Origin of the sequence: Kosakonia sp. WA-90 (assembly GCF_039871955.1) — a bacterium.
Classification (GTDB): Bacteria; Pseudomonadota; Gammaproteobacteria; order Enterobacterales; family Enterobacteriaceae; genus Kosakonia; species Kosakonia oryzendophytica.
The window spans coordinates 369,820-395,780 of record NZ_JBDPLJ010000003.1 but is presented as its reverse complement, the minus strand read 5'-3'; the positions used below and the strand labels follow the sequence as shown (position 1 = coordinate 395,780).

27 protein-coding genes and 2 pseudogenes are annotated in these 25,961 nt (G+C 54.4%); 14 read left to right on the top strand and 15 right to left on the bottom strand.

The genetic code is table 11. The annotated features are described in order from the left end of the window. Positions 1–169: 169 nt before the first annotated feature. The 7 genes and pseudogenes from ABGA49_RS08360 to livK form a co-directional block, all read right to left on the bottom strand. A complete protein-coding gene (locus ABGA49_RS08360) occupies positions 170–328 on the bottom strand; it encodes a type I toxin-antitoxin system Hok family toxin (protein WP_061492827.1) in 159 nt (52 codons plus the stop codon). Continuing rightward, positions 279–386: pseudogene (locus ABGA49_RS08355) on the bottom strand (DUF5431 family protein); the annotation flags it as partial. The pseudogene ABGA49_RS08355 and the gene ABGA49_RS08360, both read right to left, overlap by 50 nt. 210 nt (positions 387–596) lie before the next feature. Beyond that, positions 597–1,310 carry a high-affinity branched-chain amino acid ABC transporter ATP-binding protein LivF gene (gene livF, locus ABGA49_RS08350; protein WP_061492826.1) on the bottom strand — a complete coding sequence of 238 codons (714 nt, stop codon included), beginning with the start codon at positions 1,308–1,310 and terminating at the stop codon, positions 597–599. A 16-nt stretch (positions 1,311–1,326) separates the two neighbouring features. Beyond that, positions 1,327–2,094, bottom strand: a complete 768-nt coding sequence (livG, locus tag ABGA49_RS08345) for a high-affinity branched-chain amino acid ABC transporter ATP-binding protein LivG (RefSeq protein ID WP_061492825.1) — start codon at positions 2,092–2,094, stop codon at positions 1,327–1,329. Further along, entirely contained in the window at positions 2,091–3,368 is a 1,278-nt protein-coding gene (locus ABGA49_RS08340) for a high-affinity branched-chain amino acid ABC transporter permease LivM (RefSeq protein ID WP_061492824.1), read from the bottom strand. Before ABGA49_RS08340 ends, livG begins: the two co-directional genes overlap by 4 nt. Beyond that, the gene (livH, locus tag ABGA49_RS08335; protein WP_061492823.1) at positions 3,365–4,291 is read right to left on the bottom strand and encodes a high-affinity branched-chain amino acid ABC transporter permease LivH; all 927 of its coding nucleotides are present in this window, start codon (positions 4,289–4,291) and stop codon (positions 3,365–3,367) included. The genes ABGA49_RS08340 and livH overlap by 4 nt, the downstream gene beginning before the upstream one ends. Before the next feature lie 54 nt (positions 4,292–4,345). After that, on the bottom strand, positions 4,346–5,455 hold the full coding sequence (gene livK / locus ABGA49_RS08330; protein ID WP_061492822.1) for a high-affinity branched-chain amino acid ABC transporter substrate-binding protein LivK: 1,110 nt from the start codon (positions 5,453–5,455) through the stop codon (positions 4,346–4,348). Between the two features lie 430 nt (positions 5,456–5,885). Between livK and panM the strand changes: the two genes are divergently transcribed. Continuing rightward, complete coding sequence (gene panM / locus ABGA49_RS08325; protein WP_061492821.1) at positions 5,886–6,269, top strand: aspartate 1-decarboxylase autocleavage activator PanM; 384 nt, start codon at positions 5,886–5,888, stop codon at positions 6,267–6,269. A gap of 169 nt (positions 6,270–6,438) precedes the next feature. Here the strand turns inward: panM and ABGA49_RS08320 are convergent, their stop codons facing one another. The 6 genes from ABGA49_RS08320 to ftsY all read right to left on the bottom strand — a co-directional run bounded on the left by ABGA49_RS08320 (position 6,439) and on the right by ftsY (position 13,541). Next, on the bottom strand, positions 6,439–7,542 hold the full coding sequence (locus ABGA49_RS08320) for a branched-chain amino acid ABC transporter substrate-binding protein (RefSeq protein ID WP_061492820.1): 1,104 nt from the start codon (positions 7,540–7,542) through the stop codon (positions 6,439–6,441). Between the two features lie 242 nt (positions 7,543–7,784). Further along, positions 7,785–9,050, bottom strand: a complete 1,266-nt coding sequence (locus tag ABGA49_RS08315; protein ID WP_134319043.1) for a 4-aminobutyrate--2-oxoglutarate transaminase — start codon at positions 9,048–9,050, stop codon at positions 7,785–7,787. A gap of 257 nt (positions 9,051–9,307) precedes the next feature. Beyond that, on the bottom strand, positions 9,308–10,165 hold the full coding sequence (rpoH, locus tag ABGA49_RS08310; protein WP_061492818.1) for an RNA polymerase sigma factor RpoH: 858 nt from the start codon (positions 10,163–10,165) through the stop codon (positions 9,308–9,310). 265 nt (positions 10,166–10,430) lie between these two features. Then, positions 10,431–11,489: a permease-like cell division protein FtsX gene (gene ftsX / locus ABGA49_RS08305; protein WP_061499729.1), complete on the bottom strand. Its 1,059-nt coding sequence runs from the start codon at positions 11,487–11,489 to the stop codon at positions 10,431–10,433. After that, positions 11,482–12,150: a cell division ATP-binding protein FtsE gene (gene ftsE, locus ABGA49_RS08300; protein WP_061492817.1), complete on the bottom strand. Its 669-nt coding sequence runs from the start codon at positions 12,148–12,150 to the stop codon at positions 11,482–11,484. Before ftsE ends, ftsX begins: the two co-directional genes overlap by 8 nt. 2 nt (positions 12,151–12,152) lie before the next feature. Further along, the gene (ftsY, locus tag ABGA49_RS08295; RefSeq protein WP_088238356.1) at positions 12,153–13,541 is read right to left on the bottom strand and encodes a signal recognition particle-docking protein FtsY; all 1,389 of its coding nucleotides are present in this window, start codon (positions 13,539–13,541) and stop codon (positions 12,153–12,155) included. Positions 13,542–13,730: 189 nt separating this feature from the next. Here ftsY and rsmD point away from each other — a divergent pair, with 189 nt between their 5' ends. The 4 genes from rsmD to zntA all read left to right on the top strand — a co-directional run bounded on the left by rsmD (position 13,731) and on the right by zntA (position 17,636). After that, on the top strand, positions 13,731–14,333 hold the full coding sequence (gene rsmD, locus ABGA49_RS08290; RefSeq protein WP_061499726.1) for a 16S rRNA (guanine(966)-N(2))-methyltransferase: 603 nt from the start codon (positions 13,731–13,733) through the stop codon (positions 14,331–14,333). Then, entirely contained in the window at positions 14,323–14,592 is a 270-nt protein-coding gene (locus ABGA49_RS08285) for a DUF1145 family protein (protein WP_170933847.1), read from the top strand. The genes rsmD and ABGA49_RS08285 overlap by 11 nt, the downstream gene beginning before the upstream one ends. Positions 14,593–14,714: 122 nt before the next feature. Further along, entirely contained in the window at positions 14,715–15,341 is a 627-nt protein-coding gene (locus tag ABGA49_RS08280; protein ID WP_061492814.1) for a lysoplasmalogenase, read from the top strand. A gap of 75 nt (positions 15,342–15,416) precedes the next feature. Then, positions 15,417–17,636, top strand: a complete 2,220-nt coding sequence (zntA, locus tag ABGA49_RS08275; RefSeq protein WP_347665421.1) for a Zn(II)/Cd(II)/Pb(II) translocating P-type ATPase ZntA — start codon at positions 15,417–15,419, stop codon at positions 17,634–17,636. On the opposite strand, the gene tusA is transcribed toward zntA, so the two are convergent. Beyond that, the gene (tusA, locus tag ABGA49_RS08270; RefSeq protein ID WP_061499722.1) at positions 17,633–17,878 is read right to left on the bottom strand and encodes a sulfurtransferase TusA; all 246 of its coding nucleotides are present in this window, start codon (positions 17,876–17,878) and stop codon (positions 17,633–17,635) included. The two genes, zntA and tusA, sit on opposite strands and share 4 nt — an antisense overlap. A gap of 187 nt (positions 17,879–18,065) precedes the next feature. Between tusA and ABGA49_RS08265 the strand changes: the two genes are divergently transcribed. Both ABGA49_RS08265 and ABGA49_RS08260 read left to right on the top strand, forming a co-directional pair. Continuing rightward, positions 18,066–18,731 carry a 7-cyano-7-deazaguanine/7-aminomethyl-7-deazaguanine transporter gene (locus tag ABGA49_RS08265; RefSeq protein ID WP_061492812.1) on the top strand — a complete coding sequence of 222 codons (666 nt, stop codon included), beginning with the start codon at positions 18,066–18,068 and terminating at the stop codon, positions 18,729–18,731. Positions 18,732–18,803: 72 nt separating this feature from the next. Beyond that, the gene (locus ABGA49_RS08260; RefSeq protein ID WP_088238353.1) at positions 18,804–19,361 is read left to right on the top strand and encodes a DcrB family lipoprotein; all 558 of its coding nucleotides are present in this window, start codon (positions 18,804–18,806) and stop codon (positions 19,359–19,361) included. Between the two features lie 70 nt (positions 19,362–19,431). Here the strand turns inward: ABGA49_RS08260 and ABGA49_RS08255 are convergent, their stop codons facing one another. Beyond that, positions 19,432–20,664: an MFS transporter gene (locus ABGA49_RS08255; protein WP_347665420.1), complete on the bottom strand. Its 1,233-nt coding sequence runs from the start codon at positions 20,662–20,664 to the stop codon at positions 19,432–19,434. Positions 20,665–20,776: 112 nt separating this feature from the next. On the opposite strand from ABGA49_RS08255, the gene ABGA49_RS08250 reads away from it, so the two are divergent. From ABGA49_RS08250 to ABGA49_RS08220, 7 genes and pseudogenes are all read left to right on the top strand, one after another. Further along, positions 20,777–21,826 carry an AI-2E family transporter gene (locus ABGA49_RS08250; RefSeq protein WP_347665419.1) on the top strand — a complete coding sequence of 350 codons (1,050 nt, stop codon included), beginning with the start codon at positions 20,777–20,779 and terminating at the stop codon, positions 21,824–21,826. A gap of 498 nt (positions 21,827–22,324) precedes the next feature. Continuing rightward, positions 22,325–22,714, top strand: a complete 390-nt coding sequence (locus tag ABGA49_RS08245; protein ID WP_061492808.1) for a hypothetical protein — start codon at positions 22,325–22,327, stop codon at positions 22,712–22,714. Between the two features lie 72 nt (positions 22,715–22,786). Next, positions 22,787–23,845 (top strand): class I SAM-dependent methyltransferase, encoded by a 1,059-nt coding sequence (locus ABGA49_RS08240; protein WP_347665418.1) that lies wholly within the window; start codon positions 22,787–22,789, stop codon positions 23,843–23,845. Positions 23,846–23,923: 78 nt separating this feature from the next. After that, entirely contained in the window at positions 23,924–24,646 is a 723-nt protein-coding gene (locus ABGA49_RS08235) for a beta-ketoacyl synthase chain length factor (protein ID WP_088238351.1), read from the top strand. Continuing rightward, a pseudogene (locus ABGA49_RS08230) lies at positions 24,625–25,457 on the top strand (lysophospholipid acyltransferase family protein). Before ABGA49_RS08235 ends, ABGA49_RS08230 begins: the two are co-directional and overlap by 22 nt. Continuing rightward, on the top strand, positions 25,438–25,695 hold the full coding sequence (locus ABGA49_RS08225; RefSeq protein WP_061492806.1) for a phosphopantetheine-binding protein: 258 nt from the start codon (positions 25,438–25,440) through the stop codon (positions 25,693–25,695). The pseudogene ABGA49_RS08230 and the gene ABGA49_RS08225 overlap by 20 nt, the downstream one beginning before the upstream one ends. 13 nt (positions 25,696–25,708) lie before the next feature. Further along, positions 25,709–25,960 (top strand): acyl carrier protein, encoded by a 252-nt coding sequence (locus tag ABGA49_RS08220; protein WP_061492805.1) that lies wholly within the window; start codon positions 25,709–25,711, stop codon positions 25,958–25,960. Position 25,961 lies beyond the last annotated feature (1 nt).

The window sequence follows — 25,961 nt, the reverse complement described above, 5'->3', positions numbered from 1 at the left end:
GGGAAATGTCGGTGGGATGATAGTAACGTGAAGGAAAAATGGCGGATTGCCAGAGGATAAGGGAAAGGGCTTCCCTGCTCGCAAAGAAGCCCTTTATAAAGGCGCTCAGAGGCGATGCCGGCAACTGTCGCTCCTGAAAAGGCAGGGATTGCTCCCTGCCTCCAGGTTGCTACTTACCGGATTCGTAAGCCATGAAAGCCGCCACCTCCCTGTCGCTATCCCTGTAGCGGATCTCGCACAGTGATTTTCGTGTCAGCCAGGTGAATATCACGAGTGTGAAACACACCATAAATACGCACCAGAGAAGAGTGTTTCGCGGAATTTTCATGGTTCACGCCTCCTTGCCTTGCGGCGGGTAAGAGGCTATCCTGATGTTGTTCAGGCATTCGGATGGCCTCGTGGTGGTTAATCAACATTAACTTACTACGGGGCTTTCTTCTTTCTGCCGCACAACTTTCTACCGTCATGAGGCAAAAAGCCTCAAGCGCCGCCCGCATCATATCCCATCAAATCCGCAGGCAGCATCCCGGCATGGCACTTTTCAGATAATAAAAAACCGGCCACTCGCGACCGGTTCAGATGTTTTACGCGAACGTTTAACCGCCCAGATAAGCACTGCGCACCGCTTCATTCGCCAGCAGCGCTTCACCGGTATCTTCCAGCACCACGTGACCATTCTCCAGCACATAGCCGCGATCGGCGAGCTTCAGCGCCTGGTTGGCGTTCTGCTCCACAAGGAAGATGGTCATCCCTTCTTCACGCAGTTGCTCAATGGTATCGAAGATTTGCTGAATAATGATAGGTGCCAGTCCAAGCGACGGCTCGTCCAGCAACAGCAAACGCGGCTGGCTCATCAATGCACGGCCAATGGCCAGCATCTGCTGCTCACCACCGGACATGGTGCCCGCACGCTGAAGACGGCGCTCATGCAGACGCGGGAACAGCTCATACACCCGCTTAATGCGGGTTTGATACTGCTCGCTGTCGGCAAAGAAACCGCCCATCGCCAGATTTTCCTCAACGGTCATACGCGAAAAGACACGACGCCCTTCCGGGACAATCGCCACCGCTTCACGCATGATCTTCGCGGTTTGCCAGTCGGTAATATCTTTACCATCAAACACAACACGCCCACTGGTGGCGCGCGGATCGCCGCACAGCGTCCCAAGCAGCGTGGTTTTACCCGCACCGTTCGCGCCAATCAGGGTCACGATTTCCCCCTGATTAATATGCAGACTGACATCGTGCAGTGCCTGGATTTTGCCGTAGTGGGCGCTTACTTTGTCAAACGACAACATGACTTTTTCCATCTTAGCCTCACCCACCTTATGCTTCGCCCAAATAGGCGCGGATCACGTCCGGATTGTTACGAATTTCTTCCGGTGTTCCGTTCGCCAGCGGCGTCCCCTGGTTCACCACATAAATACGATCGGAAATGCCCATCACCAGTTTCATATCGTGCTCAATCAGCAGAATGGTGGTGTTGTGGTTATTGCGCAGCTCAACAATCAGCTCATCCAGTTCTTTCGTCTCTTTCGGGTTCAGACCGGCGGCTGGTTCGTCGAGCATCAGGATCTCTGGCTGCGTCACCATGCAACGCACGATTTCCAGACGACGCTGGTCGCCGTAGGCAAGGTTGCTCGCCTGGCGGTTAGCGTGCGCTAACAAACCAATACGATCCAGCCAGGTGGCGGCGCGATCCAGCGCTTCACTCTGCGCCCGGCGAAACGACGGGGTTTTCAGCAGACCAGAAAAGACCCCGGTCTTTAATTGCTGATGCTGTGCCACCAGCAGGTTTTCGATCACCGTCATTTCACGGAACAAGCGCACATGCTGGAAGGTGCGCACCACGCCCATCCGGGCGATTTCCTGACCCGGCAGCCCTTCCAGGTGCTGGTCACGCAGCATAATGGTACCGCCTGTCGGTTTATAGAAACCGGTGAGACAGTTGAACACCGTGGTTTTACCTGCACCATTCGGACCAATCAGCGAAACGATCTCTTGTGCCTTCAGCTCCAGCGCCACGTTGTTAACGGCGAGCAGGCCGCCGAAGCGCATCATCAGGCCGTTTACGGATAATAATGGCTGACTCATGCCTGCTCTCCTTTTACTTGCCCGTTTTTCAGTTTCAACTGCGGACGGGTCATCGGCAGCAAGCCTTGCGGACGCCAGATCATCATCAGTACCATCAAACCACCCAGCATCAACATGCTGTATTCATTAAAGTCACGCATCAGTTCACGGGAGACCACCAGCAGGATAGCGGCGAGGATAACCGCAAATTGCGACCCCATCCCCCCCAGCACCACGATCGCCAGTACAAATGCAGACTCGGCGAAGGTGAAGGATTCCGGACTGACAAACCCCTGGCGCGCAGCAAACAGCGTCCCGGCAAAACCGGCAAACGCCGCACTGATGGTAAACGCCGTCAGCTTGATGCGGGTCGGGCTAAGACCCAACGAACGGCAGGCGATCTCATCTTCGCGCAGCGCTTCCCACGCTCTGCCCAGCGGCATGCGCAGCAGACGGTTGATCACAAACAGCGTCACCACCACCAGCAGCAGCGCCACCAGGTAGAGGAACACGACACGATCGCCGGGATCGTATTGCACATTAAAGAAGTTGCTGAAGGTATCCCAACCGCCTTCACGCGCCGTCCGGCTGAACTCCAGACCAAACAGCGTCGGTTTCGGGATCTGGCTAATGCCGTTCGGGCCACCCGTAACTTCAGTATTGTTCAACAGCAGAATACGGACGATTTCCCCAAAACCCAGCGTCACAATCGCCAGATAGTCGCCACGCAGACGCAGCACCGGGAAACCAAGCAGGAAACCCGCGGCGGCGGAGACCAGACCGGCCAGCGGCAGGCAAGTCCAGAAACCGAGACCGTAATAGTGGTTCAGCAACGCAAAGGTATACGCGCCAATCGCGTAGAAACCACCGTAGCCCAGCACCAGCAGGCCAGAGAGACCCACCACTACGTTCAGGCCCAGACCGAGAATGATATAAATCATTGTCATGGTGGCGATATCCACCGTACCGCGCGACACCACAAACGGCCACGCCACGGCAATCACCAGCAGCGCCAACAGGAACAGCTTCTGTTTTACCGTTGAGCCATCAATAGCTGGCAGAATAAACTTCGGCCCGGAGACACCCTTCAGTGATTTCTGGAACATCGGGCGCAACAACTGGAAGAAAAAGACCACCGCCGTGCCGATAAATACCCACTGCCAGCGAATATGCGCAGCGGTGTTCACCACCAGTTTGGTCCCGTCCAGTTCCAGTTGGACGCCCATAAAGACGCTCGCCAGGATGAAGAACAGCGCAGCAGAAAGCAGCGCCATCGCAAAATGCATCGGTTTCATACTTTTTCAACCTCCGGGCGGCCAAGGATACCGGTCGGCATCACCAGCAACACCATGATCAACAGCGCAAACGACACCACATCTTTATATTCGGTACTCAGATACGCCGAAGAGAGGGATTCCGCCACACCGAGGATCAGCCCGCCGATCATAGCGCCAGGAATACTGCCGATACCGCCGAGCACTGCCGCGGTAAACGCCTTCATCCCCGCCATAAAACCAATGTAAGGGTTAATAACGCCATAGAACTGGCCCAGCAGCACACCCGCCACCGCCGCCATTGCTGCGCCGATCACAAAGGTCAGCGCAATCACGCGGTCAGTATTGATGCCCAGCAGGCTTGCCATTTTTAAGTCTTCCGAACAGGCGCGGCAAGCGCGCCCCATGCGGGAATAGCGGATGAACAATGTCAGCGCCAGCATGGAGATAAACGTCACGATCCAGATAACCAACTGCATGGTGGTGATGCTGGCAGAAAAGTTTTCACTGTGACCGACTACCCACTGGCCGTTAAACAGGCTTGGCAACGCCACATCACGGGAACCTTCGGTCAGGCTGACGTAGTTTTGCAGGAATATCGACATACCGATGGCGGAGATGAGCGCAATCAGGCGTTTGGAGTTACGCACCGGGCGATAGGCCACCCGTTCAATGCTCCAGCCGTAAGCGCTGGCTATCACAATCGCCCCGACGAAACCGGCCGCCACCAGCAACCAGCTGGAGTCGATACCCATCATCATCAGTGCAGCGATAATCATAAAAGAGACATAGCTACCGATCATGTACACCTCGCCATGGGCGAAGTTGATCATACCGATAATGCCGTAAACCATGGTGTAACCAATGGCGATCAATGCATAGGTGCTTCCCAGCGTGACGCCGTTAAACATCTGCTGCAAGAAGTAAAGAAACTGCTCGGACATAACATAACCTTCTTAAATCTCTCCAGACGTTGCGCCCGGAGAGAGGGATGACAGTTATTTCGCCACGGACGACGAACCATCGGCGTGCCATTGGAAAACGCCAAAATCAAATCCCTTCAGATCGCCTTTTTCATCCCAGTTCAGCGGCCCAATCACGGTTTTAGCCCCGTTGGCTTTTAAATCTTTGATCAGCGCCAGCGGCTCGGCGCTGCTGCTCCGCTCAAGCGCGGTCGCCAGCGACTGTACGGCGGCATAGGTAATCCACACATACGGACCGCTCGGATCTTTTTTCTCTGCTTTCAGCGCATCGACGATGCCCTGATTCGCAGGATCCTGGTCATAGCGTTTCGGCATGGTAACCAGCATGCCTTCCGCTGCATCCCCCGCGATGTTGGACAGCGACGCGTTGCCCACACCTTCCGGTCCCATAAACCGGGTTTTCAGGCCGTTGGCGCGAGCCTGACGCAGCATCTGCCCCATCTCAGGGTAGTAACCACCGTAGTAGACAAAGTCGATGTTTTCTTTTTTCAGGCGTGCAATCAGCGCAGAAAAGTCTTTTTCACCGGCGGTAATACCGTCGAAGAACACCACATTCGCTCCGCCCGCTTTCAGCCCGTCCTGAACGGAACGTGCGAGGCCTTCGCCGTACTGCTGTTTATCATGGATGATGGCGATGCGTTGCGGCTTCACCGTATTCAGGATGTATTTTGCAGCAGTCGGCCCTTGCGAGGAGTCCAGCCCGGCGGTACGCATAATGTGCTGATAACCGCGCTGGGTCAGTTCCGGATTGGTCGCGCCAGGCGTGATCATCAGAATGCCTTCGTCTTCATAGATATCGGAAGCAGGCTGCGTTGATGAGGAACAGAGGTGACCAATGACATATTTCACGCCGTCGTTAACGATTTTGTTAGCGACAGCAACCGCTTGTTTCGGATCACAGGCATCGTCATATTCCATCGCAACCAGTTTGTCGCCTTTGATCCCGCCTTTAGCGTTGATATCGTGGATTGCCTGCCGCGCACCGTTAAACTCCATGTCGCCCCACTGCGCAACAGGACCGGACATCGCACCTACAACCGCGACTTTAATCTCTGCCGCCATGGCCGCGTGAGACATCGCAAGTGCAACCATCCCCGCGATCGCTGTCTTCGCGTTCCTTCTCATTCTTTTAAATCCCCACTTGTCGTGATGTTGTGTAAATATTTTGTTTTTTTATGGTTAAAAAGCATTCTGTACTTTTAATGTACAACGCTATTTTTACCAGTGCCTTTAATGGTTTAGCGCAGTCTTTTGGCAAAAACCAGACTAAATCCTCTATTTTTCAGGCGATTAAGCAGAGATAATATTCTGTATTTAATCGGAGATAAACAAAAAAAGGCCAGGCTTCAGCATAAAATAATGGTACAAAGAGCGGAATAAATCACTACTGATCAGGTTAAAATCCTGTCTGTTTTTCGATCTCCAATGTTTCACGCTACCCCGAAGGCTGCGGCAAAATTATTCGCCTGTTAGATGAAAAATAAAAAACTAACAGACCCGGCCAAACGAAATTGTTTACACTCACACTATCTTTTGCATTTTGGACAAGCTGTACATGAAATTGACTATCATCCGACTGGTGAACTTTACCGAGCAGGATCATATTGATTTAGCGAAAGTCTGGCCGGAATACTCCCCCGCGTCGCTCGACGTGGACGACACGCACCGCATCTATGCGGCGCGCTTTAATGACAGGTTGCTGGCCGCCGTACGCGTGACATTACGCGGTACCGAAGGCGCACTGGATTCACTTCGCGTGCGCGATATCACTCGCCGTCGCGGTATCGGGCAATATCTGGTCGAAGAAGTGATGCGCGATAATCCGGCGATAACCAGTTGGTGGATAGTGGATATTGGTGTGGAAGACAGGGCCGTGATGGCCGCCTTTACCCAAACACTGGGCTTCACCGCACAAGAAAACGGCTGGGAAAAACGCTAAAAAAAGCCGGATGGGAAGATCTCCATCCGGCTTAGAAGAACGCCTTGCCCGGGAATATGGCGTCTCAGGCAGGTTGCTGCTCTCCCCGGATACCTACACAGATAAGTAAACGGGGTAAGCGAGCGCAGCCAGTGCGCCTGCGGCACGAAAGGCTGCGGTCAGTTCAGGCTTATTTCGCGTCGGTTGCTGTGCCGTTAGCATGCCAGGTGAAGACACCGAACTCAAAACCTTTCAGATCGCCCTTCTCATCCCAGGACAGCGGCCCCATTACGGTATCCACTGAGTGCCCTTTCAGCCAGGTTGCGATAGCTGCCGGATCGGCAGACTGATTCAGGCCAGCAGCCAGCGACTGCAGCGCCGCGTAGGTGGTCCATACGAACGCGCCGCTCGGATCCTGTTTCTTGCCTTTGATCGCGTCCACAATCGGTTTGTTTGCCGGGATCTGATCGTAGTTCTTCGGCTTGGTCACCAGCATGCCTTCCGCAGAGTCGCCTGCAATATTAGACAGGGAAACGTTGGCGACCCCCTCCGGGCCCATGAATTTGGTTTGCAGACCTGCTGCGCGTGACTGACGCAGGATCTGACCCATTTCCGGGTGATAACCGCCGTAGTAGACGAAATCGATATTTTCTTTCTTCAGGCGCGCCACCAGCGTAGAGAAGTCTTTCTCACCCGCGGTGATACCGTCAAAGAACACCACGTTCGCGCCGCCTTTTTTCAGCCCGTCCTGCACAGCGCGCGCCAGGCCTTCGCCATATTGCTGCTTATCATGAATAACCGCGATACGCTGCGGTTTCACGCTCTGCAGAATGTATTTCGCGGCGGTCGGCCCCTGATCGGAGTCCAGACCGGTGGTGCGCAGCGTCAGTTTGTAACCACGGCTGGTCAGCTCTGGTGCCGTCGCTGCAGGCGTAATCATCAGAATGCCTTCATCTTCGTAGATATCAGACGCTGGCTGAGTGGAGGAGGAGCACAGGTGACCGATTACGTATTTGATCCCGTCGTTAACCACTTTGTTGGCAACCGCTACCGCTTGTTTCGGGTCGCAGGCATCGTCATATTTCACCGCAACCAGTTTGTCGCCTTTGATCCCACCCTTCGCGTTGATATCGGCAATTGCCTGCTCAGCGCCGGTAAATTCCTGGTCACCGTACTGCGCAACCGGACCGGACATTGCACCCACAACGGCAACTTTAATATCTTTGGCGAATGCCACGTTGCTCATTGCTAACGCAATACATCCCGCCAGTAACGCTTTGCCCTTCATTTTCATCCTGAGATTCCCCATTGTTATGGTGATTGCTATTTGTTGTGATGTTGTTGTTTGACACATTATTTTGCTTATACACATAAGCAAAGAATATGATAGTAGTTATTAGCGATTCTGCCCGTGCACTGGCAGCATACTCTGCTAAAACATACCCCAATTTTCAGAATATGGAATAACAATTTTGAAGGTTGTGCGACAGCGTGATGACAGTTTGTGGAAAAGCCGCCCATAAGGCGGCTAAATAATTAGTGCGTCAGCGACTGCTGGAGAATATCCAGCGCTTTACGGAACTGGACTTCCGGAATGGTCAATGGATAGAGGAAACGGATCACGTTGCCGTAAACGCCGCAGGTCAGCAGTAACAGCCCTGCCGCCAGCGCCTTATCCTGCACCTGCTTCGTAAATTCTGCCGACGGTGCGCCGGTGTTCGGATCGTTAAACTCCACCGCCACCATCGACCCCTGCGCACGAATCTCCGCGATATAGGGGCACTGCGTTTTGGCGTTGTTCAACACTTCCACCAGATGTTTACCCAGGTGATTAGCGCGTTCGCACAAATCCTCTTCTTCGATAACATCCAGCACCGCATGCGCTGCCGCCACCGCCAGCGGGTTACCTGCATAGGTGCCGCCCAGCCCGCCAGGTGCAGGAGCGTCCATGACCTCCGCGCGTCCCGCAACCGCCGACAGCGGCAAGCCGCCCGCCAGACTCTTCGCCATGGTGATCAGGTCAGGTTTGACGTCGTAATACTCCGAGGCAAAGAGTTTGCCGGTACGGGCAAACCCGCTCTGGACTTCATCGACAATCAATAAAATACCGTGGCTATCACACAACTTACGCAGCGCTTGCATAAAGTCCGCAGGTGCGACATTAAAGCCCCCTTCGCCCTGTACCGGTTCCAGCAGGATAGCGGCAACCTGATCCGGTGCGATATCGGCTTTAAAAATGCGTTCCAGGCTTTTCAGCGCATCGTCCGTGCTCACGCCGTGCAAGGTGTTTGGGTACTGCGCGTGGTAAATCGAACCCGGGAACGGACCAAAGCCGATTTTATAAGGGGCGACTTTGCCAGTCAGGGCCATGGTCATAAAGGTTCGGCCATGGAAACCGCCGCCGAAGGTGATAACACCCGGGCGCCGGGTATATGCACGGGCGATTTTCACCGCGTTTTCCACCGCTTCCGCCCCCGTTGAGAAGAACGCTGTTTTGGCCGGGCCAGTGACCGGCACGCGCGCATTGATGCGCTCCGCCAGTGACACATAGCTTTCGTAAGGCACGATTTGGTAGGCAGTATGCGTAAATGCCTGCAGCTGTTTTTCTACCGCTGCCATCACTTTCGGATGGCGATGTCCGGTATTCAGCACTGCAATACCGGCGGCAAAATCGATCACTTCGTTGCCTTCCACATCCCACAGCGTGGCGTTCTCCGCTTTTTCGGCGTAAAACCCGCACATCACCCCAATTCCACGCGGCGTCGCCTGTAAACGGCGTTGATGTAATTCGTTATTTTTCACCTTGATGTCCCCTGTCTGTGTATGCCCGCTTACCAAGTATATAGCGCCTTTAGCAATGCGATATTTCACTCAGTTTCGCGCAAGCGATGGAACACCGACAGGACAGCTTTTATGTTGCGATGTGACAGAAACAAGAAGTGGTGAATGACGGGACGAAACGGCGGGATAACATGGGATGAAGGCGAAGACAGGAACAAACAGACAACAAAAAGCCGGGAGAGGCTGACGCCGTCCCGGCTTGTTTCACTGCAATTCGCTTACGCTTCGATAGCGGCGCGCAGTTTTTTCATCGCGTTCTTTTCTAACTGACGCACACGCTCGGCAGACACGCCATAACGGTCGGCCAGCTCCTGCAACGTGGACTTATTCTCTTCGTCCAGCCAGCGGGCGCGAATAATCTGCTGGCTACGTTCGTCCAGCCCCTGCATCGCATCGACCAGTTTGTTAGCGGCCTGCTCTTCCCAGTTATCGTCTTCAATGCCGTCGGCAAAGTTAGACGATTTATCCTGCAGATAAAGCACCGGTGCCATTGGCTGGCTGTCTTGCGCATCGTCATCAGGCGACATATCAAAGGTCATGTCCTGGGCGGCCATACGCGATTCCATTTCACGCACGTCTTTGCTGGTTACGCCCAGCTCACGGGCAACCATTTCCACTTCATCCTGATTGAACCAACCCAGACGCTGCTTGGTTTTACGCAGGTTAAAGAACAGCTTACGCTGTGCTTTTGTGGTGGCGACCTTCACGATACGCCAGTTGCGCAATACGTACTCGTGGATCTCAGCTTTAATCCAGTGTACGGCGAAGGAGACCAGGCGCACGCCCACTTCCGGGTTGAAACGACGCACGGCTTTCATCAGGCCGATATTACCTTCCTGGATCAGATCCGCCTGCGGCAGACCATAGCCCGAGTAATTACGAGCAATATGAACAACAAAGCGCAGGTGAGACAGAATCAGCTTTTTCGCTGCTTCCAGATCGCCCTGGTAATGCAGCTTTTCAGCCAATGCCCGCTCTTCATCAGCCGTCAACATCGGCCATGCGTTAGCGGCCCGGATATACGACTCCAGGTTACCAACAGGGGCTAAAGCTAAAGTTTGCATTTCTTTGGTCATTCAAATCCTCTCAATTCACTTTCAACTGGCGGCGGTCAGTCCCCATCAGGCAACAAACATGCCAGCGTTTTTGAGCAACGAGAATAGCACTCACAGTTTTATCAGACAGTGATTTTATCCACAAGTTCCCTGTAGGGTTGTGAATAAATTACGCACAAATTGTGACATCGGGATGAAAAAACCGTGGCAAGGAAGATCAAAGGAATCCGTATCCTTCCCGGCAACGGAATTCTGCATTGCCGGGAAAGAGTATACCAAAATTTTTCTAATCCGGAGTAAAGTGACGTAAATGTTGCACTGTCGCCAGCCAGGCCGCGACCCAGCCAATCATAGAGCACACCAGCAGCAACAGCAGGCACTCATCGAACGACAAACCGCTCAATTCAAACTGGGTGCCAAAGACTTTCGCCACTTCGGTCACCGCCGATGACAAACGCATCACCAGGATTTCCGACAGGATCAACGACAGGAACGCGCCGGAGAAGCCGAGCAGCGCACCGCCATACAGGAACGGGCGCAGAATAAAGCCATCCGTTGCGCCAATCAGTTTCTGCACGTTGATAGTGTCGCGGCGGGCGAAGATACTCAACCGCACGCTGTTGCCAATCACCAGGAAGACAGCCGCCACCATCAATACGCCAATCATTGCCGACACGCGCCCCACCAGCCCGGTGAGTGACGCCAGGCGCGCAAACCAACTATCATCCATGCGTACTTCATCAATGCCGTGGATACGGGAAATGCGGTCACGCAAGGTGTTAAGCGAATCGGGCGTCTGGAAATCAAGTTTCGGCACCACGACCGCCACCGCAGGCAAGGGGTTCTCTTCCAGCATATCCAGTGCGCCACCGAAACCGGACCAGTTGCGGAACTCGCCAAGTGCATCCTCGCGGGAGAGGTAGTTAACCTTTTCAACTCCCTGCTCCGACTGCAACTGCCCTACCACCTGCTGAGCAGCGTTATCATCCAGCGCCTTGTCGAAGTAAACGGTGATCTGCGGAGACGGATAGTACTGCGAGGCCGCCTGGTTGACGTTTTTGTACACCATGTAGCAAACGCTGGGCAGCGTCAGAGAGATGGCGATAACCATTACCGTCAGGAAGGTTGCCAGCGGTTTACTTTTCAGATCCTGCAAAGCGCCGTGCCAGGCGTAGCGCACCTGCTCGTTAAACACATTGCTCTTACGCGATGGCGCTTTGTTCGCCGCTTTGCCACGACGCGGCGCATTGCGGTTGCTGTCGCCAGAAGAACCAGACGCTTTACGGAAACGGTCAAGCTTGCTGCCAAACTGCCGGATCTGGTTTAGTGCATCACGCTTATTCACCCGCATGGCCTCCGTGCAAATGACCGTCGCTCAGGCTCAGCATGCGATACGAACGCCGGGAAATCAGTCCCAGATCGTGCGTCGCCATCAGCACTGTCACCCCAACGCGGTTAAATTCCTCGAACAGACGTAAGATTCCTTCCGACAGCGCGTCATCCAGGTTGCCGGTCGGTTCATCCGCCAGCAGCACGGCAGGCTTATTCACCACTGCACGGGCAATCCCCACGCGCTGTTGTTCACCACCGGAAAGCTGAATCGGAAAGCTTTTCGCTTTGTCGAGCAGACCCACTTTATCCAGCGCCGCAGAGACGCGACGACGAATATCATCGCCGCTGGCGCCAGCAATGATCAGCGGGATCGCCACATTGTCGAATACCGTACGATCCATCAACAGATGGTGATCCTGAAAAATCATGCCGATTTGGCGGCGCAAAAACGGCACTTCGCGGTTCTTCAGACGGGTAATATCATGGCCGCCGAAAAGGATTTTCCCGGCGCTGGGCCGCTCAATCCCGCAGATAAGCTTCAGCAGGGTGCTTTTCCCCGCACCGGAATGCCCGGTCAGAAAGGCCATCTCGCCCGGCTGCAGGTGAAAGGTCACCCCCTGCAGCGCTTGTCTCCCACCGAGATAGGCTTTGCTGACGTGTTCAAAGCGAATCATTGTTAATCCTCTCGGGCAAAAAGTGCCTCAATAAAATCGCCCGCATTAAACGGACGCAGATCCTCAATACGCTCGCCGACACCAATGTAACGGATAGGAATGCCAAACTGATCCGCCACCGAGAAGATCACGCCCCCCTTGGCCGTACCATCAAGCTTGGTCAACGTAATCCCCGTTAACCCTACCGCTTCGTGGAACAGTTTGGCCTGGCTGATGGCATTTTGCCCGGTGCTGGCGTCAATCGTCAGCATCACTTCGTGCGGCGCATCTTCGTCCAGTTTTTTCATCACGCGGACGATTTTCTTCAGTTCTTCCATCAGGTGCGATTTGTTCTGCAAACGCCCTGCGGTATCGGCAATCAGCACATCCACATTACGCGCCTTCGCCGCCTGGATAGCGTCAAAAATCACCGAGGCGGAATCCGCGCCGGTATGCTGAGCAATCACCGGAATATTATTGCGCTGGCCCCACACCTGGAGCTGTTCCACCGCTGCCGCACGGAAGGTATCCCCCGCCGCCAGCATGACCGATTTGCCCTGTTGCTCAAACTGACGCGCCAGCTTGCCGATGGTGGTGGTTTTCCCCACACCATTCACGCCAACCATCAGGATAACAAACGGCGTTTTGCCTTCGACACTGAGCGGCTCATCCACTTTTGCAAGGATCCCGCTCATCTCATCTTTCAGCAAACCATACAGTGCTTCGGCGTCGCGCAGTTGTTTGCGGCTGGCGCCTTCTGTCAGATTGGTGATGATTTTACGCGTGGTTTCCACGCCCACATCCGCAATCAGCAGTTGCTCTTCCAGCTCTTCAAACAGATCATCGTCGATCTTTTTCCCGCGGAACAGACTGATAAATCCGGATCCGAGATTCTCTTTTGTTTTCAGCAGGCTGCGTTTAAGACGCGCAAAGAAACCCTCTTTCGTCGGTTTCTCCTGTTCAATCGCCGTCTCGTCCACCGGCACCACCACAACCGCTTCTTCAGCCGCCTGCGCCGCCAGCGCCTGGGCTTCCAGCTCTTCGTCGCTCAGCGGTGCGTCGTTGTCTTCAGCATCAACGTGCGCTTCCGCGTGTGGTTCAGCTTCCGACAGCCACTCTTCAGCGCCGCTCTCCTGCTCAACCACCTCTTCCGGCAGCGGCAGCTCTTCGTGTTCAAGCTGCGCGCGCGTCTCTTCCGCTACCGGTTCCGGAGACGGTGCTTCGTGGCTGAGCGTTTCGCTTACCGCTACGACCTCTTCGGCGAATTTTTCACTGTCGGCAGGCTCAGCTACCGGCGTCTCGTCAACCGGCTGCTCAGTGACAGGCTGTTGTTCGGTTTGCGCCTCATCGGCCTGCTCTTTCTGCCCAAAGCCAAGCCAGGAAAAAAAGCCACGTTTCTTCTCATTTGCCATTGGCGACCACACTCCTCGCGATTGATTCATGGCGCAGCCCGTCTGCACGACCAGGACTGAAAACATTTGTTAATTAGTCGGATAGTCTACCACTTTCCTGAACTCGCATCACGACTTGAGGATTAGGGTTTAACGTCCTTCTCCGGGCCGCTAGAATAGCAGGCCGAAATGATGAGCAAAGCGAAAACCATGAAGAAACCCAACCGTGCCGCCAGCGGCCAGATACGCATTATCGGCGGGCAGTGGCGAGGCCGAAAACTGCCGGTGCCCGACAGCCCCGGCCTGCGCCCGACCACCGACCGCGTGCGTGAAACATTGTTTAACTGGCTGGCACCCTCAATGGTAGACGCCCACTGTCTCGACTGCTTCGCCGGAAGCGGCGCGCTGGGGCTGGAGGCACTGTCGCGCTACGCTGCCCGTGCCACCCTGCTGGAGATGGAGCGCAGCGTCGCGCAACAATTGCAACAGAATCTGGCTACGCTGAAAGCAACGAATGCAACCGTCGTTAACACCAATACGCTGAGCTTTTTAGCCGCGCCGGGCACCCCGCACAATATTGTGTTTATCGATCCACCCTTTCGTAAAGGCATGCTGGAAGAGACGCTACGCTTGCTGGAAAACAACGGCTGGCTCGCTGATGACGCGTTAATCTATATAGAAAGCGAAGTGGAAAATGGGCAACCGCCGGTGCCTGCGCACTGGCAACTGTATCGGGAAAAAGTCGCGGGTCAGGTGGCTTACCGTCTCTATCACCGCGCAGTACAAGGAGAGAAGCATGCCGCTGCTGATTAATTTGGGCCGTCTGTTGATGCTGTGCATCTGGGCCTTTTTGCTGTGGAACTTAATTAAACCCTTTCCGCGCCCACTGAATATTTTTGTCAACGTCGCGCTGGTATTCACCGTGTTTATGCACGCTTTGCAGGCTACTATGCTGAAAAGTGCACTGCCGAAAGACGGTCCGCAGATGAGCAAAGCAGAACAGATCCGTATCTTCCTGTTCGGCGTTTTCGAGCTGTTGATCTGGCAAGAAAGGCTCAAAGCGAAGAAATAAGCCGGTCAGAAAAAGCGGAATTACGTCCATAGTGGGGGAGTCAGCATTGTCATCCCCCTTTCCCCGCCACTACACTGAGTAAGAGAGATTCACGCAACGCTAAAAGATACAGGGACTTAATTATGCTGTGGTCATTTATTGCTGTCTGTTTATCCGCCTGGTTGTATGTCGACGCCTCCTACCGCGGCCCGGCCTGGCAGCGTTGGGTTTTCAAACCCGTTACCTTACTTCTCCTGTTGTTGCTGGCCTGGCAAGCCCCGATGTTCGATGCCATCAGCTACCTTGTGCTGGCGGGTCTGTGCGCTTCACTGGTCGGGGATGCGCTGACGCTTCTGCCACGGCAAAAAATGCTCTACGCCATTGGGGCATTTTTCCTTGCTCATCTGCTTTATACCATCTACTTCGCCAGCCAAATGACGCTTTCCTTCTTCTGGCCATTGCCGCTGGTGTTGCTGGTGATTGGCGCACTGCTGGTGGCGGTGATTTGGACGCGGCTGGAAGAGTTGCGCCTACCGGTGCTCACCTTTATTGCCATGACGTTAGTGATGGTCTGGCTGGCGGGTGAACTGTGGTTCTTCCGTCCGACAAGCCCTGCGCTGTCTGCATTTGTTGGTGCCACGCTGCTGCTGCTCGGCAATGTGGTCTGGCTGGGCAGCCACTACCGTAAGCGCTTTAGCGCCGATAACGCTATTGCGTCCGCTTGCTACTTCGCCGGGCATTTTCTGATCGTTCGCTCTCTGTATATTTAAAAAGCTTGACTCTGGAGTCGACTCCAGAGTGCATACTCTGGTTAATGAGAAAATTATCATTAACCGGAGGATGCAATGCCGACCCCCACACCGCAGCCTGAACCGAAAAAAGCCCCGCAGTTCGCGGCGGTCAAACTGCGCCCGATGCCGGAAAAACCGCAACCGTGTTGTGCCGACGAAACCTGCGAAAACACCGTTGCTGCCCCGGTGAGCGCCGAAGGTGAGCGTTATAGCTGGCAGGTCTCCGGTATGGATTGTGCCGCCTGTGCCCGTAAAGTGGAAAACGCCGTACGCCAGCTTGATGGCATCGGCCTGGTGCAGGTTGCCTTCGCCACAGAAAAACTCACTGTCGTGGCTAACCGTGATGTACGTACACAGGTCGAACAGGCGGTACAGCAGGCGGGTTATCAGTTGCGAGGCGAACACAGTGCGCCGGAAGCGCCTCCTTCGAGCCTGCGCGAAAACCTGCCGCTGCTCCTGTTGATCGTCATGATGGCAATAAGCTGGTTGCTGGAGCAGTTCAACCATCCGCTCGGCCAGGCCGCATTTATCGCCACTACGCTTGTTGGCCTGTGGCCTATCGCCCGTCAGGCGCTGCGCTTGATGAAAAGCGGTTCCTGGTTCGCCATCGAAACGTTAATGAGCGTCGCCGCCATCGGTGCGCTGTTTATTGGTGCCACTGCCGAAGCCGCCATGGTGCTGATGCTGTTTTTAATTGGCGAGCGCCTTGAAGGCTGGGCTGCCAGCCGCGCACGCCGTGGCGTCAGCGCATTGATGGCGCTGAAACCGGACACCGCAACCCGCCTGCGCAACGGTGAACGTCAGACGGTGGCAGCCAGCGAACTGCAACCCGGCGATACGATTGAAGTCCCTGCTGGTGGTCGTTTACCGGCGGATGGCCGTTTGCTGTCTTCGTTTGCCAGCTTTGATGAAAGCGCACTCACCGGTGAATCCGTACCGGTTGAACGCGCCAGCGGCGAGGCGGTTCCCGCCGGGGCGACCAGCGTTGATCGGCTGGTCACGCTGGAAGTGGTTTCCCGACCCGGTGAAAGCGCCATTGACCGTATCCTGAAACTGATTGAAGAAGCGGAAGAGCGTCGCGCGCCGATTGAACGCTTTATCGATCGCTTTAGTCGCCTCTACACGCCTGTGATAATGGGAGTTGCACTGCTGGTCGCCCTCCTGCCTCCGTTACTGTTTTCCGCACCCTGGCTGGAGTGGATCTACAAAAGTCTGGCGCTGTTGCTGATTGGCTGCCCCTGCGCACTGGTGATCTCCACCCCGGCGGCGATTACCTCCGGCCTTGCAGCAGCGGCTCGACGCGGTGCACTGATCAAAGGCGGCGCAGCGCTGGAGCAACTGGGCAGCATCCGCCAGATTGCTTTTGATAAGACCGGTACGCTGACCATCGGGAAACCGCAGGTCGCCGTGTTAAACCCGCTGAGCGGGTGCAGCGAAGAGGAACTGTTAACACTGAGCGCCGCTGTTGAACAAGGCTCCACCCACCCGCTGGCGCAGGCCATCGTGCAGGAAGCTCAGCGTCGCCAGCTCGCCATTCCCGATGCGCAGGCGCAGCGAGCTCTGGCCGGGAAAGGTATTGAGGCCGAAGTAAACGGGCGCACCATCCACATCAGCGCGCCGGACAAACTCGCCGCAGGCATGCTGGACAGCGCGTTACTGGCGCAGATTAATCACCAGGAAAGCCACGGTCAGACGGTGGTTGTGGTACAGCGTGACGGAGAAGTGATAGGGACGCTGGCGTTGCAGGATACGCTGCGTGACGACGCCAAAGAAGCCATAGCCGCGCTCCATGCGTTAGGGGTACAAGGCGTGATCCTCACCGGCGATAACCCGCGTGCAGCGGCGGCGATTGCCGGGGAATTGGCACTGGATTTCCGCGCCGGGCTGCTGCCGGAAGATAAAGTCAGCGCCGTACAAACATTAAACCAGCATGCGCCGCTGGCGATGGTGGGCGATGGTATTAACGACGCGCCGGCAATGAAAGCCGCCACCATTGGCATTGCAATGGGTAGCGGTACAGACGTCGCACTGGAAACTGCCGATGCAGCATTAACCCATAACCGATTGACCGGTCTTGGTCAGATGATCCGCCTGGCGCGCGCCACACACAGCAATATCCGGCAGAACATCGCCATGGCGCTGGGACTGAAGGCCATATTCCTGGTGACGACGCTGCTGGGAATAACGGGATTGTGGCTGGCGGTGCTGGCGGATACGGGCGCGACGGTGCTGGTGACCGCCAACGCCCTGCGCCTGTTGCGCCGCAAAGATTAGTGGCTTTTACGCACTACATAGCGGTACGGCAGCGTCTCGGTTTGCCCGGCGACCAGCTCATGTTCCATAAAACGGCAAAAGCCGGGAATATCGCGGGTGGTTGCCGGATCGTCGGCAATAATCAGTAATGTTTCGCCAACCTGCATGTTGCGTACGGTTTTGCGCACCATCATTACCGGCTCCGGACAGCGCAGGCCCTGAGCGTCCAGCGTATGGTCGGCAGTGGTAAACGGATCGGTCATTTTCATCTCACAACGGAAAAAACCGCATTAGTTTACGCTGCCTTTTTTGTGACGCAAGCAAGGTTAACGATTGCGTTAAAAATAGCCATTGCATCCGGTGATGATTGCAGTATCATGCGGCGGCTCTGTTTGACAGAGCATAAAAAGTACTGGGTTCCCTCACCCCATTTACCAAAAAGGTCACAATATGACGCAATTTTCGCACTCGCAGCGCATGAAGGCGCTGTTCTGGCTTTCGCTTTTTCACCTGCTGGTGATCATCTCCAGTAACTATCTGGTCCAGTTGCCGGTTGCCATTTTTGGTTTCCACACCACCTGGGGCGCATTCAGTTTCCCGTTTATCTTCCTGGCGACGGATTTAACCGTACGCATTTTCGGCGCGCCCCTCGCACGGCGGATTATCTTCGCAGTGATGGTTCCGGCGTTGCTGGCTTCGTATGTGATCTCCTCCCTGTTCTATATGGGTTCCTGGCAGGGCTTTGGTGCACTCGCCCACTTCAATCTGTTTGTGGCGCGTATCGCCACCGCCAGTTTTATGGCCTATGCGCTGGGTCAGATTCTTGATGTACACGTATTTAACCGCCTGCGTCAGAACCGCCGCTGGTGGTTGGCGCCTGCCGCATCAACCGTTTTTGGCAACGCCAGCGACACCGTTGCATTCTTCTTTATTGCCTTCTGGCACAGCCCGGATACGTTTATGGCGCAGCACTGGATGGAAATCGCGCTGGTGGACTACGGCTTCAAAGTGATTATCAGCATCGCGTTCTTCCTGCCGATGTACGGTGTGCTTTTGAATATGTTGCTGAAAAGACTGGCAGACAAATCTGAAATTCCCGCATTACAGGCCAGCTAAAGGTACGGCTTATCAGTTATGATAAGATGCACTGATGAGCCGTTATGGCTGTTTATTGAAAGGATGAAGTCAATGCGCAATCTGGTGAAATATGTCGGTATTGGCCTGCTGGTAATGGGGCTGGCGGCCTGTGATAACAGCGACAGCAAAAAACCTGTTCAGGGCGCCGCCGCTGAAAGCAACGCCAACGGTCAGCCCGTCACGCTGCTCGACGGCAAACTCAGCTTCTCGCTTCCGGCAGATATGACCGATCAGAGTGGCAAACTGGGTACACAGGCTAACAATATGCACGTCTACTCCGACGCTACCGGGCAAAAAGCCGTGATTGTGATTGTGGGCGACAACACGCAGGAAGATCTCGCCGCACTGGCGAAACGCCTGGAAGATCAGCAGCGCAGCCGCGATCCGCAACTGCAAGTGGTGACCAATAAATCCATTGAGTTGAAAGGCCAGACCCTGCAACAGCTCGATAGCATTATCTCCGCCAAAGGTCAGACTGCATGGTCTTCTGTGGTACTGGGTAAGGTCGATAATAAACTGCTGACCCTGCAGGTGACGCTGCCGGCGGACAACCAGCAGCAAGCGCAAACCGCGGCAGAAAACATTATCAATACCATCGTGGTGAATTAACACCGCGCCAGAAATGAAAAAAGGAACCTTCGGGTTCCTTTTTTATTGCGGCTCTCCGTGATACCAGGCATTACTCCAATGTTGGACGTAACTTCAATCGCCACGCCAGCAGTAGCGCTATCGCCACCAGTCCAGCCGCCGCCTGATAAATCATTGAGACCCCGGACCAGGCCATCAACAACCCTGCCAGCGGCCCGGTAATACCGAGCGACAAATCCATAAACACCGTATAGGTGGCCAGTGCAGAACCCTGGTTATGCTGCGGTACGGCTTTCACCGCCACCACACCAAGTGCAGGGAAGACCAGTGAGAAACCCGCGCCAGCAAGGAAGACGCCAAGCTTCGCCATCCACGGATCCGCCGCCAGCCCTACCAGCACCAGGCCGATGGTTTCCACCGCAAAGCAGATCATCGCCACATTCAACCCGCCGAAGCGGTTAATGCCGTTCGGAAACAGCAGACGTGTGCCCACAAACGCAACACTGAACAGTGTCAGGGCGAAGGCCGCCCCTTCCCAGCCCTGCGCATCGTAATAAAGGGTAATAAAAGTGGCGATAACACCGAAGCCCGCAGAGCCCAGCGCCAATGCCAGGCCATACACCCACACGCGGCCCAGTACGGCGCGAAACGGCAACGGTTTGCCTTTACTGGCTTTCACTGCCGGGCGCGGCAGCGCCAGCAAAATCGCCAACAGCGCCACCCCCATAATGGTGAGTGATAACCCGGCTAAACCACCATAGCGATAACAGAGCACCCCCAGCGGAGCACCAAGCGCCATCGCACCGTACGTCGCAATGCCATTCCAGGAAATAACGCGCCCAATATGTACAGAGCCAACCACACCGACGCCCCACAAAGTGGCTCCGGTTCCGGCAAAGCTCTGGCCGATCCCCAAAATGACACGCCCGAGGCACAGCAACACCAGGCTAAGGATACCGGCATGGCTGCTACCCATCCCCGCTAACATGTAGCTCAGTCCACTCAGAAACGCGCCGCACAGGCCAAACACCACCACCTTTTTCGGCCCCAGCGCATCGGCATAACGCCCGGCATGCGGTCGGCTAAGCAGCGTAGCGAAGTATTGTAAACTGATGACCAAACCGGCCCAGAAGGCGCTATACCCCATAACATCATGGACATAGCCAGGCAACACGGCCAGCGGCAGGCCGATAGTGAGGTAGCTTGCGAAGTTAAAAATAACGACGGACAAAATCCGCAGATTAAGACGCCATCCGCTAAGCGCCGATTCAGCGGCGTTTTCAGGCATGAGAGTGAAATCCAGATATTTACAACAGTGTTTCACTATTACCACGTCAGCGCACAGAAATCAGCATTCACTTTAAGAATATCGTCGTCAGGCGAAGACCTTACAAGGCACTACACTTGAACAGGCAAAATGACATAAGGACGTACACATGACATATCCTCAGCCTGATCAGGCGAGTTTACATATTCTCTTAAAACTGGCTGCGCTGGTGGTGATCCTCGCCGGTATCCATGCTGCCGCCGATATTATCGTGCAACTTTTACTGGCGCTCTTTTTTGCCATCGTACTCAACCCGTTAGTCCGCTGGTTTATCCGCCGGAAACTGTCGCGCCCGGTCGCTATCGCCATCGTCGTTCTGGTTATGCTGATCGTCCTCACCGCGCTGGTCGGCGTGCTGGCCGCGTCGATAAACGACTTTATGACCCTGTTGCCAAAATATAACCGCGAATTAACGCGCAAATTCCTCGATCTGCAGCAAATGGTACCGTTCCTCAACCTGCATATGTCGCCGGAACGCATGCTGCAACGAATGGATTCCGATCGCGTGATGACGTTTGCCACCACGATGATGACCCAACTCTCCAACGCCATGGCCAGCATCCTCCTGCTGGTAATGACCGTCGTATTTATGCTCTTTGAAGTCCGCCATGTGCCTTATAAACTGCGTTTCGCGCTGCACAACCCGCAGATCCACATTGCCGGACTGCACCGGGCGCTGAAGGGCGTGTCGCACTATCTGGCACTGAAAACCTTGCTCAGTTTATGGACCGGGGTCATTGTCTGGCTGGGTTTGGTACTGCTGGATGTGCAATTCGCATTGATGTGGGGAGTACTGGCGTTTTTACTCAACTATGTTCCCAATATTGGCTCCGTGATCTCCGCTATTCCGCCCATGCTCCAGGCATTACTCTTTAATGGCGTTTACGAATGCCTGCTGGTGGGTGCGCTCTTTCTGGTCGTGCATATGATCATCGGCAATATCCTGGAGCCCCGTATGATGGGCCACCGCCTTGGCATGTCGACGCTGGTGGTATTTTTATCATTATTAATCTGGGGCTGGCTGCTCGGCCCGGTAGGAATGCTGTTGTCGGTTCCCCTCACCAGCGTATGTAAAATCTGGATGGAGACCACCACCGGGGGGAGCAAACTGGCTATTTTGCTCGGGCCAGGCAGACCTAAAAGCCGCTTGCCAGGATAAATGACCTACCAACGGGGGTAGTTTTATATTTATCTTATTAACGTTAAAGTAAAGAAAATAATTGCGCCTGCTTTATTGCAGGCGTTTTAACGATAAACAATGCACCACTTAAAACGCCTGAAATTTACCTTAAGCTAATTAAATAAATATAACAATTTTATAACCAGAATAATTACCCGCATCAGAATCAAGCTAACAGCCTGTAATACATACGATTAGTAATATATAACCATTGATATCCTCTTATCATTATGGTTGCACTGTACACAATGATATTTTATTATCCGCCCACCCCGGCTGACTCCACAAAATTTGGCAATATGCTTATAAAAAGCCGGGCAGCAGTATCACTCACTTTAAAAACACCCAATATTCGCAAACAAAAATGGCAATCTGCACCGTTTTTATTGGCAGTATTTTCCATTTTCATCATGGCGTTGGATTAATTCCAGAAAGTAAGTGTGTCTTCAATCTTAAATTATTTGATACGGAGTTCTCATGAAGAAGATTGTTCAATTCCTGGCTGTGATTGCCGTAGCCGGAGCACTGGCAGGTTGTGCGCGTACCGCTATTGTGCAAAATATCGACGCCCCGGTCAGCGCAGGTCACACTCAGTCTCAGGTGCGCGCCGCTATTCTGAAAGCGGGTCAACAACGTCAATGGGTTATGAACGATGCTGGCCCAGGCGTTATCACAGGTCGTCTGGATAACCGCGGCCACGTTGCCGAAATTCGTATTACTTACGCTGCAGACAGCTACTCCATTAACTACGCAAACAGCCTGAACCTGAAAGCGTCTGATGGTCGAATCCATAAAAAATACAACACTTGGGTGAACACCCTCGATAAACAAATTCAGCAGAATTTGGCTTCAGGCGCCGCGCTTTAATTGCCATCCTGTCTAAAGTCGGGCCGGTAACGGTCCGATAATCCTGATGCATTTAATAAGGTTGTATACGCCATGTATGAACAGGATCCGTTCAGCGCGCTCGAAGCAATAGCGGAAGCGCAGCGTATTGCTTTTGCCCCGATGCTATTCCAGACGGCAGTTTGTCTGCGTAAGTTTGGGTTGCTGGATTTTCTCGATAAGCAAGGAAATCAGGGCGCAACCCTTGATGAAATTGTTCTCGGGAGCGAAGCCGATGAATATGCCGCGAGTGTATTACTCGACATGGCGCTTAGTGGACGAATTATCACGCGCAGTGCAGATCGTTTTTATCTTGCCAAAGTCGGACACTTCCTGCTCCATGATACAATGACGCGTGTGAATATGGATTTTTCGCAGGATGTTTGTTATCAGGGACTCTATTTCCTTGACGAGGCGCTAAAACAGGGAAAACCTGCAGGGCTGCGCGTGTTTGGCGAATGGCCGACCATTTACCCGGCATTATCGCAATTACCGAACCCGGCACGGGAAAGTTGGTTTGCTTTTGACCATTACTATTCCGATGCGGCGTTTAACGCAGCGTTACCGCATATATTCGCCAGCCAGCCGGCAAATCTGTACGATATAGGCGGTAATACCGGAAAGTGGGCAATCAGTTGCTGCAAATATGACGAAAACGTCGCGGTAACCTTGCTGGATCTGCCTGAGCAAATCGCCCTGGCGCAGCAAAACGTCAACACAGCGGGACTCGCTTCGCGGATCGGCTTCCATGCAATTGATATGCTGGGTGACGCGCCGCTGCCCAACGCAGCGGATATCTGGTGGATGAGCCAGTTCCTGGACTGCTTCTCCCCGGAACAGATTGTTGGCATCTTAAGTAAGATAGCCCAGGTCATGAAACCGGATGCCAGACTGTGTGTGATGGAACTGTTCTGGGATGCGCAAAAATTTGATGCTGCGGCATTCAGTTTAAACGCAACGTCGTTGTACTTTACCTGTATGGCGAATGGCAACAGCCGTTTTTACAGCGCGGAGAATTTCCTGCGCTATCTCGACATGGCGGGCTTCGGCGTTGAAAAGCGCCTCGATAACCTCGGGGTGGGGCATACCTTATTGATATGTCATAAAAAATAAGAAAGGGCGGCGCCCGCGCCGCCATGATGCCCGAAACGGCATCACTGGATATCACGTTTTTTCGCGGACGCGCGTTTGATGAAATTTGCACTCAAGATTACCGACTGGCAGGCTCGTGCGCCGGGATTAAGTGAAGCGGCGCAGTGGCGGGAATGGTCACAAAACCTCGACGCTATCGATCCGGCGTTACCCCAGGCAAAATTGACCGCACTGCCCATGATGACCGCGCGTCGTCTCAGCTCAGGCAGTCGGCTGGCCGTTGAATGCGGCATCACGCTGCTGCGCCAGCATCAGGTAGAGGCCGTGGTCTTTACCAGCCGCCACGGTGAGCTGGAGCGTAACTTCCGCATTCTGCAAGCGCTGGCGACGGGGCAGGATCTCTCGCCGACCGATTTCGCGATGTCGGTGCACAACTCGGCTGTGGGGAACCTCACTATTGCTGCCCAACAACCTATCGTCTCCTCTTCGCTTTCCGCCGGGCTGGATACCTTCCAGCAGGGGCTATGTGAAGTCATCTGCTTTTTGCAGGCGGGTTATCAGCGCGTACTGATGGTGGATTTCGATGGCGCGCTCCCGGCGTTTTATCACCCCGGATTGCACCCGGATATGCCAACCTGGGCCTATGCCGTCGCGCTGGTCTTTGAAGCCGGTGAAGACCTGCAATGCACCAGTGAAGCGGCAATCTGTGAAGGTGAGCCACGGCTACCCCAAAGCGTGCAATTTTTACAGCATTATCTGCGCGAAGAGCGTGAATTCATGATTCCCGGCGAGCGTTTGAACTGGCACTGGAGCCGCGCATGAAACGTCTCGCCTCTCGCCTGAATTGGTTCTGGCGCTTGCTGATGACCGGCTTGTGCTTTGCGCTGTTTGGCATCGGTGGGCTGTTGCTGTCGCTGGTGTGGTTTAACCTGTTGCTGATTGCCGTGCGCGACAAAGCAACGCGCCGCCGCCTCGCACGCCGCAGTATTGCCGCCAGTTTCCGTCTGTTTTTAAACACCGCGAAAGCAACAGGCGCACTGGATTACCGCATCCACGGCGTAGAAACCCTGCGTCATGAACGCGGTTGTCTGGTGGTGGCCAACCACCCTACGCTTATTGATTATGTTCTGCTGGCATCAGTGATGCCGGAAACCGACTGCCTGGTTAAAAGTGCGCTGCTGCGCAATCCCTTTCTTGGCGGCGTGGTAAAAGCGGCGGACTACCTGATTAACAGTCAGGCGGATGCCCTGCTTCCCACCTGTGAGCAGCGCCTGCAACAGGGCGATACGATTCTCATCTTCCCGGAAGGTACGCGAACACGCCCGGGAGAGGCAATGACACTGCAACGCGGCGCGGCGAATATTGCTGTGCGCTGCGGTTGTGATCTACGCATCGTGGTCATCCACTGTAGTGAACATCTGCTGGATAAACACAGCCGATGGTATGACGTCCCACCCCGTAAGCCCATGTTTACCGTGGAAGTACGCGAACGGGTGGCAATAAAACAATTTTTTGATGCGGAATCGCAAGAACCGGCGCTGGCGGCAAGACAGTTGAACCGGCATCTTCTGCATCAATTAACACCGGGTTTTGCACCTTTTTAGGAATGAATGATGCAACAGCTTTATCTTGAAATTAAAAATCTCATCATCAACACACTGAATCTGGATGAACTAAGCGCCGATGACATCGACACCGATGTGGCGCTGTTTGGGGATGGTCTGGGTCTGGATTCTATTGACGCGCTGGAATTAGGTCTGGCGATTAAAAACCAGTACGCCGTGGTCTTGTCGGCCGAAAGCGAAGAGATGCGTCAGCACTTCTACTCTGTCGCCACGCTGGCGTCATTTATCCAGGCTCAACGCGCATAAGGGTGGGTTCGCTATGATCGAGAAAAATGAAATTTACCAGGAAGTCTCCACCCTTCTTACCAAACTGTTTGAAATCGACCCGCAGGATATCTCCCCGGAATCCCGGCTGTATGAAGACCTGGAGCTGGACAGCATCGACGCCGTCGACATGATTGTGCACCTGCAGAAGAAAACCGGTAAGAAAATCAAGCCGGAAGAGTTCAAGGCCGTGCGCACCGTACAGGATGTTGTCGACGCGGTAGAACGTTTACTGCAAGAAGAGTAAA

What these genes read in the sequence shown, in the direction of transcription:
- ABGA49_RS08245 (WP_061492808.1), top strand. Translation starts at nt 22,325, where the DNA reads ATGAAGAAGATTGTTCAATTCCTGGCTGTGATTGCCGTAGCCGGAGCA.
- ABGA49_RS08340 (WP_061492824.1), bottom strand. Translation starts at nt 3,368, where the DNA reads ATGAAACCGATGCATTTTGCGATGGCGCTGCTTTCTGCTGCGCTGTTC.
- ABGA49_RS08320 (WP_061492820.1), bottom strand. Translation starts at nt 7,542, where the DNA reads ATGAAAATGAAGGGCAAAGCGTTACTGGCGGGATGTATTGCGTTAGCA.
- ABGA49_RS08265 (WP_061492812.1), top strand. Translation starts at nt 18,066, where the DNA reads ATGACGCAATTTTCGCACTCGCAGCGCATGAAGGCGCTGTTCTGGCTT.
- livK (WP_061492822.1), bottom strand. Translation starts at nt 5,455, where the DNA reads ATGAGAAGGAACGCGAAGACAGCGATCGCGGGGATGGTTGCACTTGCG.
- zntA (WP_347665421.1), top strand. Translation starts at nt 15,417, where the DNA reads ATGCCGACCCCCACACCGCAGCCTGAACCGAAAAAAGCCCCGCAGTTC.
- rpoH (WP_061492818.1), bottom strand. Translation starts at nt 10,165, where the DNA reads ATGACCAAAGAAATGCAAACTTTAGCTTTAGCCCCTGTTGGTAACCTG.
- livF (WP_061492826.1), bottom strand. Translation starts at nt 1,310, where the DNA reads ATGGAAAAAGTCATGTTGTCGTTTGACAAAGTAAGCGCCCACTACGGC.
- ABGA49_RS08235 (WP_088238351.1), top strand. Translation starts at nt 23,924, where the DNA reads ATGAAATTTGCACTCAAGATTACCGACTGGCAGGCTCGTGCGCCGGGA.
- livG (WP_061492825.1), bottom strand. Translation starts at nt 2,094, where the DNA reads ATGAGTCAGCCATTATTATCCGTAAACGGCCTGATGATGCGCTTCGGC.
- panM (WP_061492821.1), top strand. Translation starts at nt 5,886, where the DNA reads ATGAAATTGACTATCATCCGACTGGTGAACTTTACCGAGCAGGATCAT.
- ABGA49_RS08220 (WP_061492805.1), top strand. Translation starts at nt 25,709, where the DNA reads ATGATCGAGAAAAATGAAATTTACCAGGAAGTCTCCACCCTTCTTACC.
- ABGA49_RS08260 (WP_088238353.1), top strand. Translation starts at nt 18,804, where the DNA reads ATGCGCAATCTGGTGAAATATGTCGGTATTGGCCTGCTGGTAATGGGG.
- livH (WP_061492823.1), bottom strand. Translation starts at nt 4,291, where the DNA reads ATGTCCGAGCAGTTTCTTTACTTCTTGCAGCAGATGTTTAACGGCGTC.
- ftsY (WP_088238356.1), bottom strand. Translation starts at nt 13,541, where the DNA reads ATGGCAAATGAGAAGAAACGTGGCTTTTTTTCCTGGCTTGGCTTTGGG.
- ABGA49_RS08250 (WP_347665419.1), top strand. Translation starts at nt 20,777, where the DNA reads ATGACATATCCTCAGCCTGATCAGGCGAGTTTACATATTCTCTTAAAA.
- ABGA49_RS08240 (WP_347665418.1), top strand. Translation starts at nt 22,787, where the DNA reads ATGTATGAACAGGATCCGTTCAGCGCGCTCGAAGCAATAGCGGAAGCG.
- ABGA49_RS08225 (WP_061492806.1), top strand. Translation starts at nt 25,438, where the DNA reads ATGCAACAGCTTTATCTTGAAATTAAAAATCTCATCATCAACACACTG.
- rsmD (WP_061499726.1), top strand. Translation starts at nt 13,731, where the DNA reads ATGAAGAAACCCAACCGTGCCGCCAGCGGCCAGATACGCATTATCGGC.
- ABGA49_RS08280 (WP_061492814.1), top strand. Translation starts at nt 14,715, where the DNA reads ATGCTGTGGTCATTTATTGCTGTCTGTTTATCCGCCTGGTTGTATGTC.
- tusA (WP_061499722.1), bottom strand. Translation starts at nt 17,878, where the DNA reads ATGACCGATCCGTTTACCACTGCCGACCATACGCTGGACGCTCAGGGC.
- ftsE (WP_061492817.1), bottom strand. Translation starts at nt 12,150, where the DNA reads ATGATTCGCTTTGAACACGTCAGCAAAGCCTATCTCGGTGGGAGACAA.
- ABGA49_RS08360 (WP_061492827.1), bottom strand. Translation starts at nt 328, where the DNA reads ATGAAAATTCCGCGAAACACTCTTCTCTGGTGCGTATTTATGGTGTGT.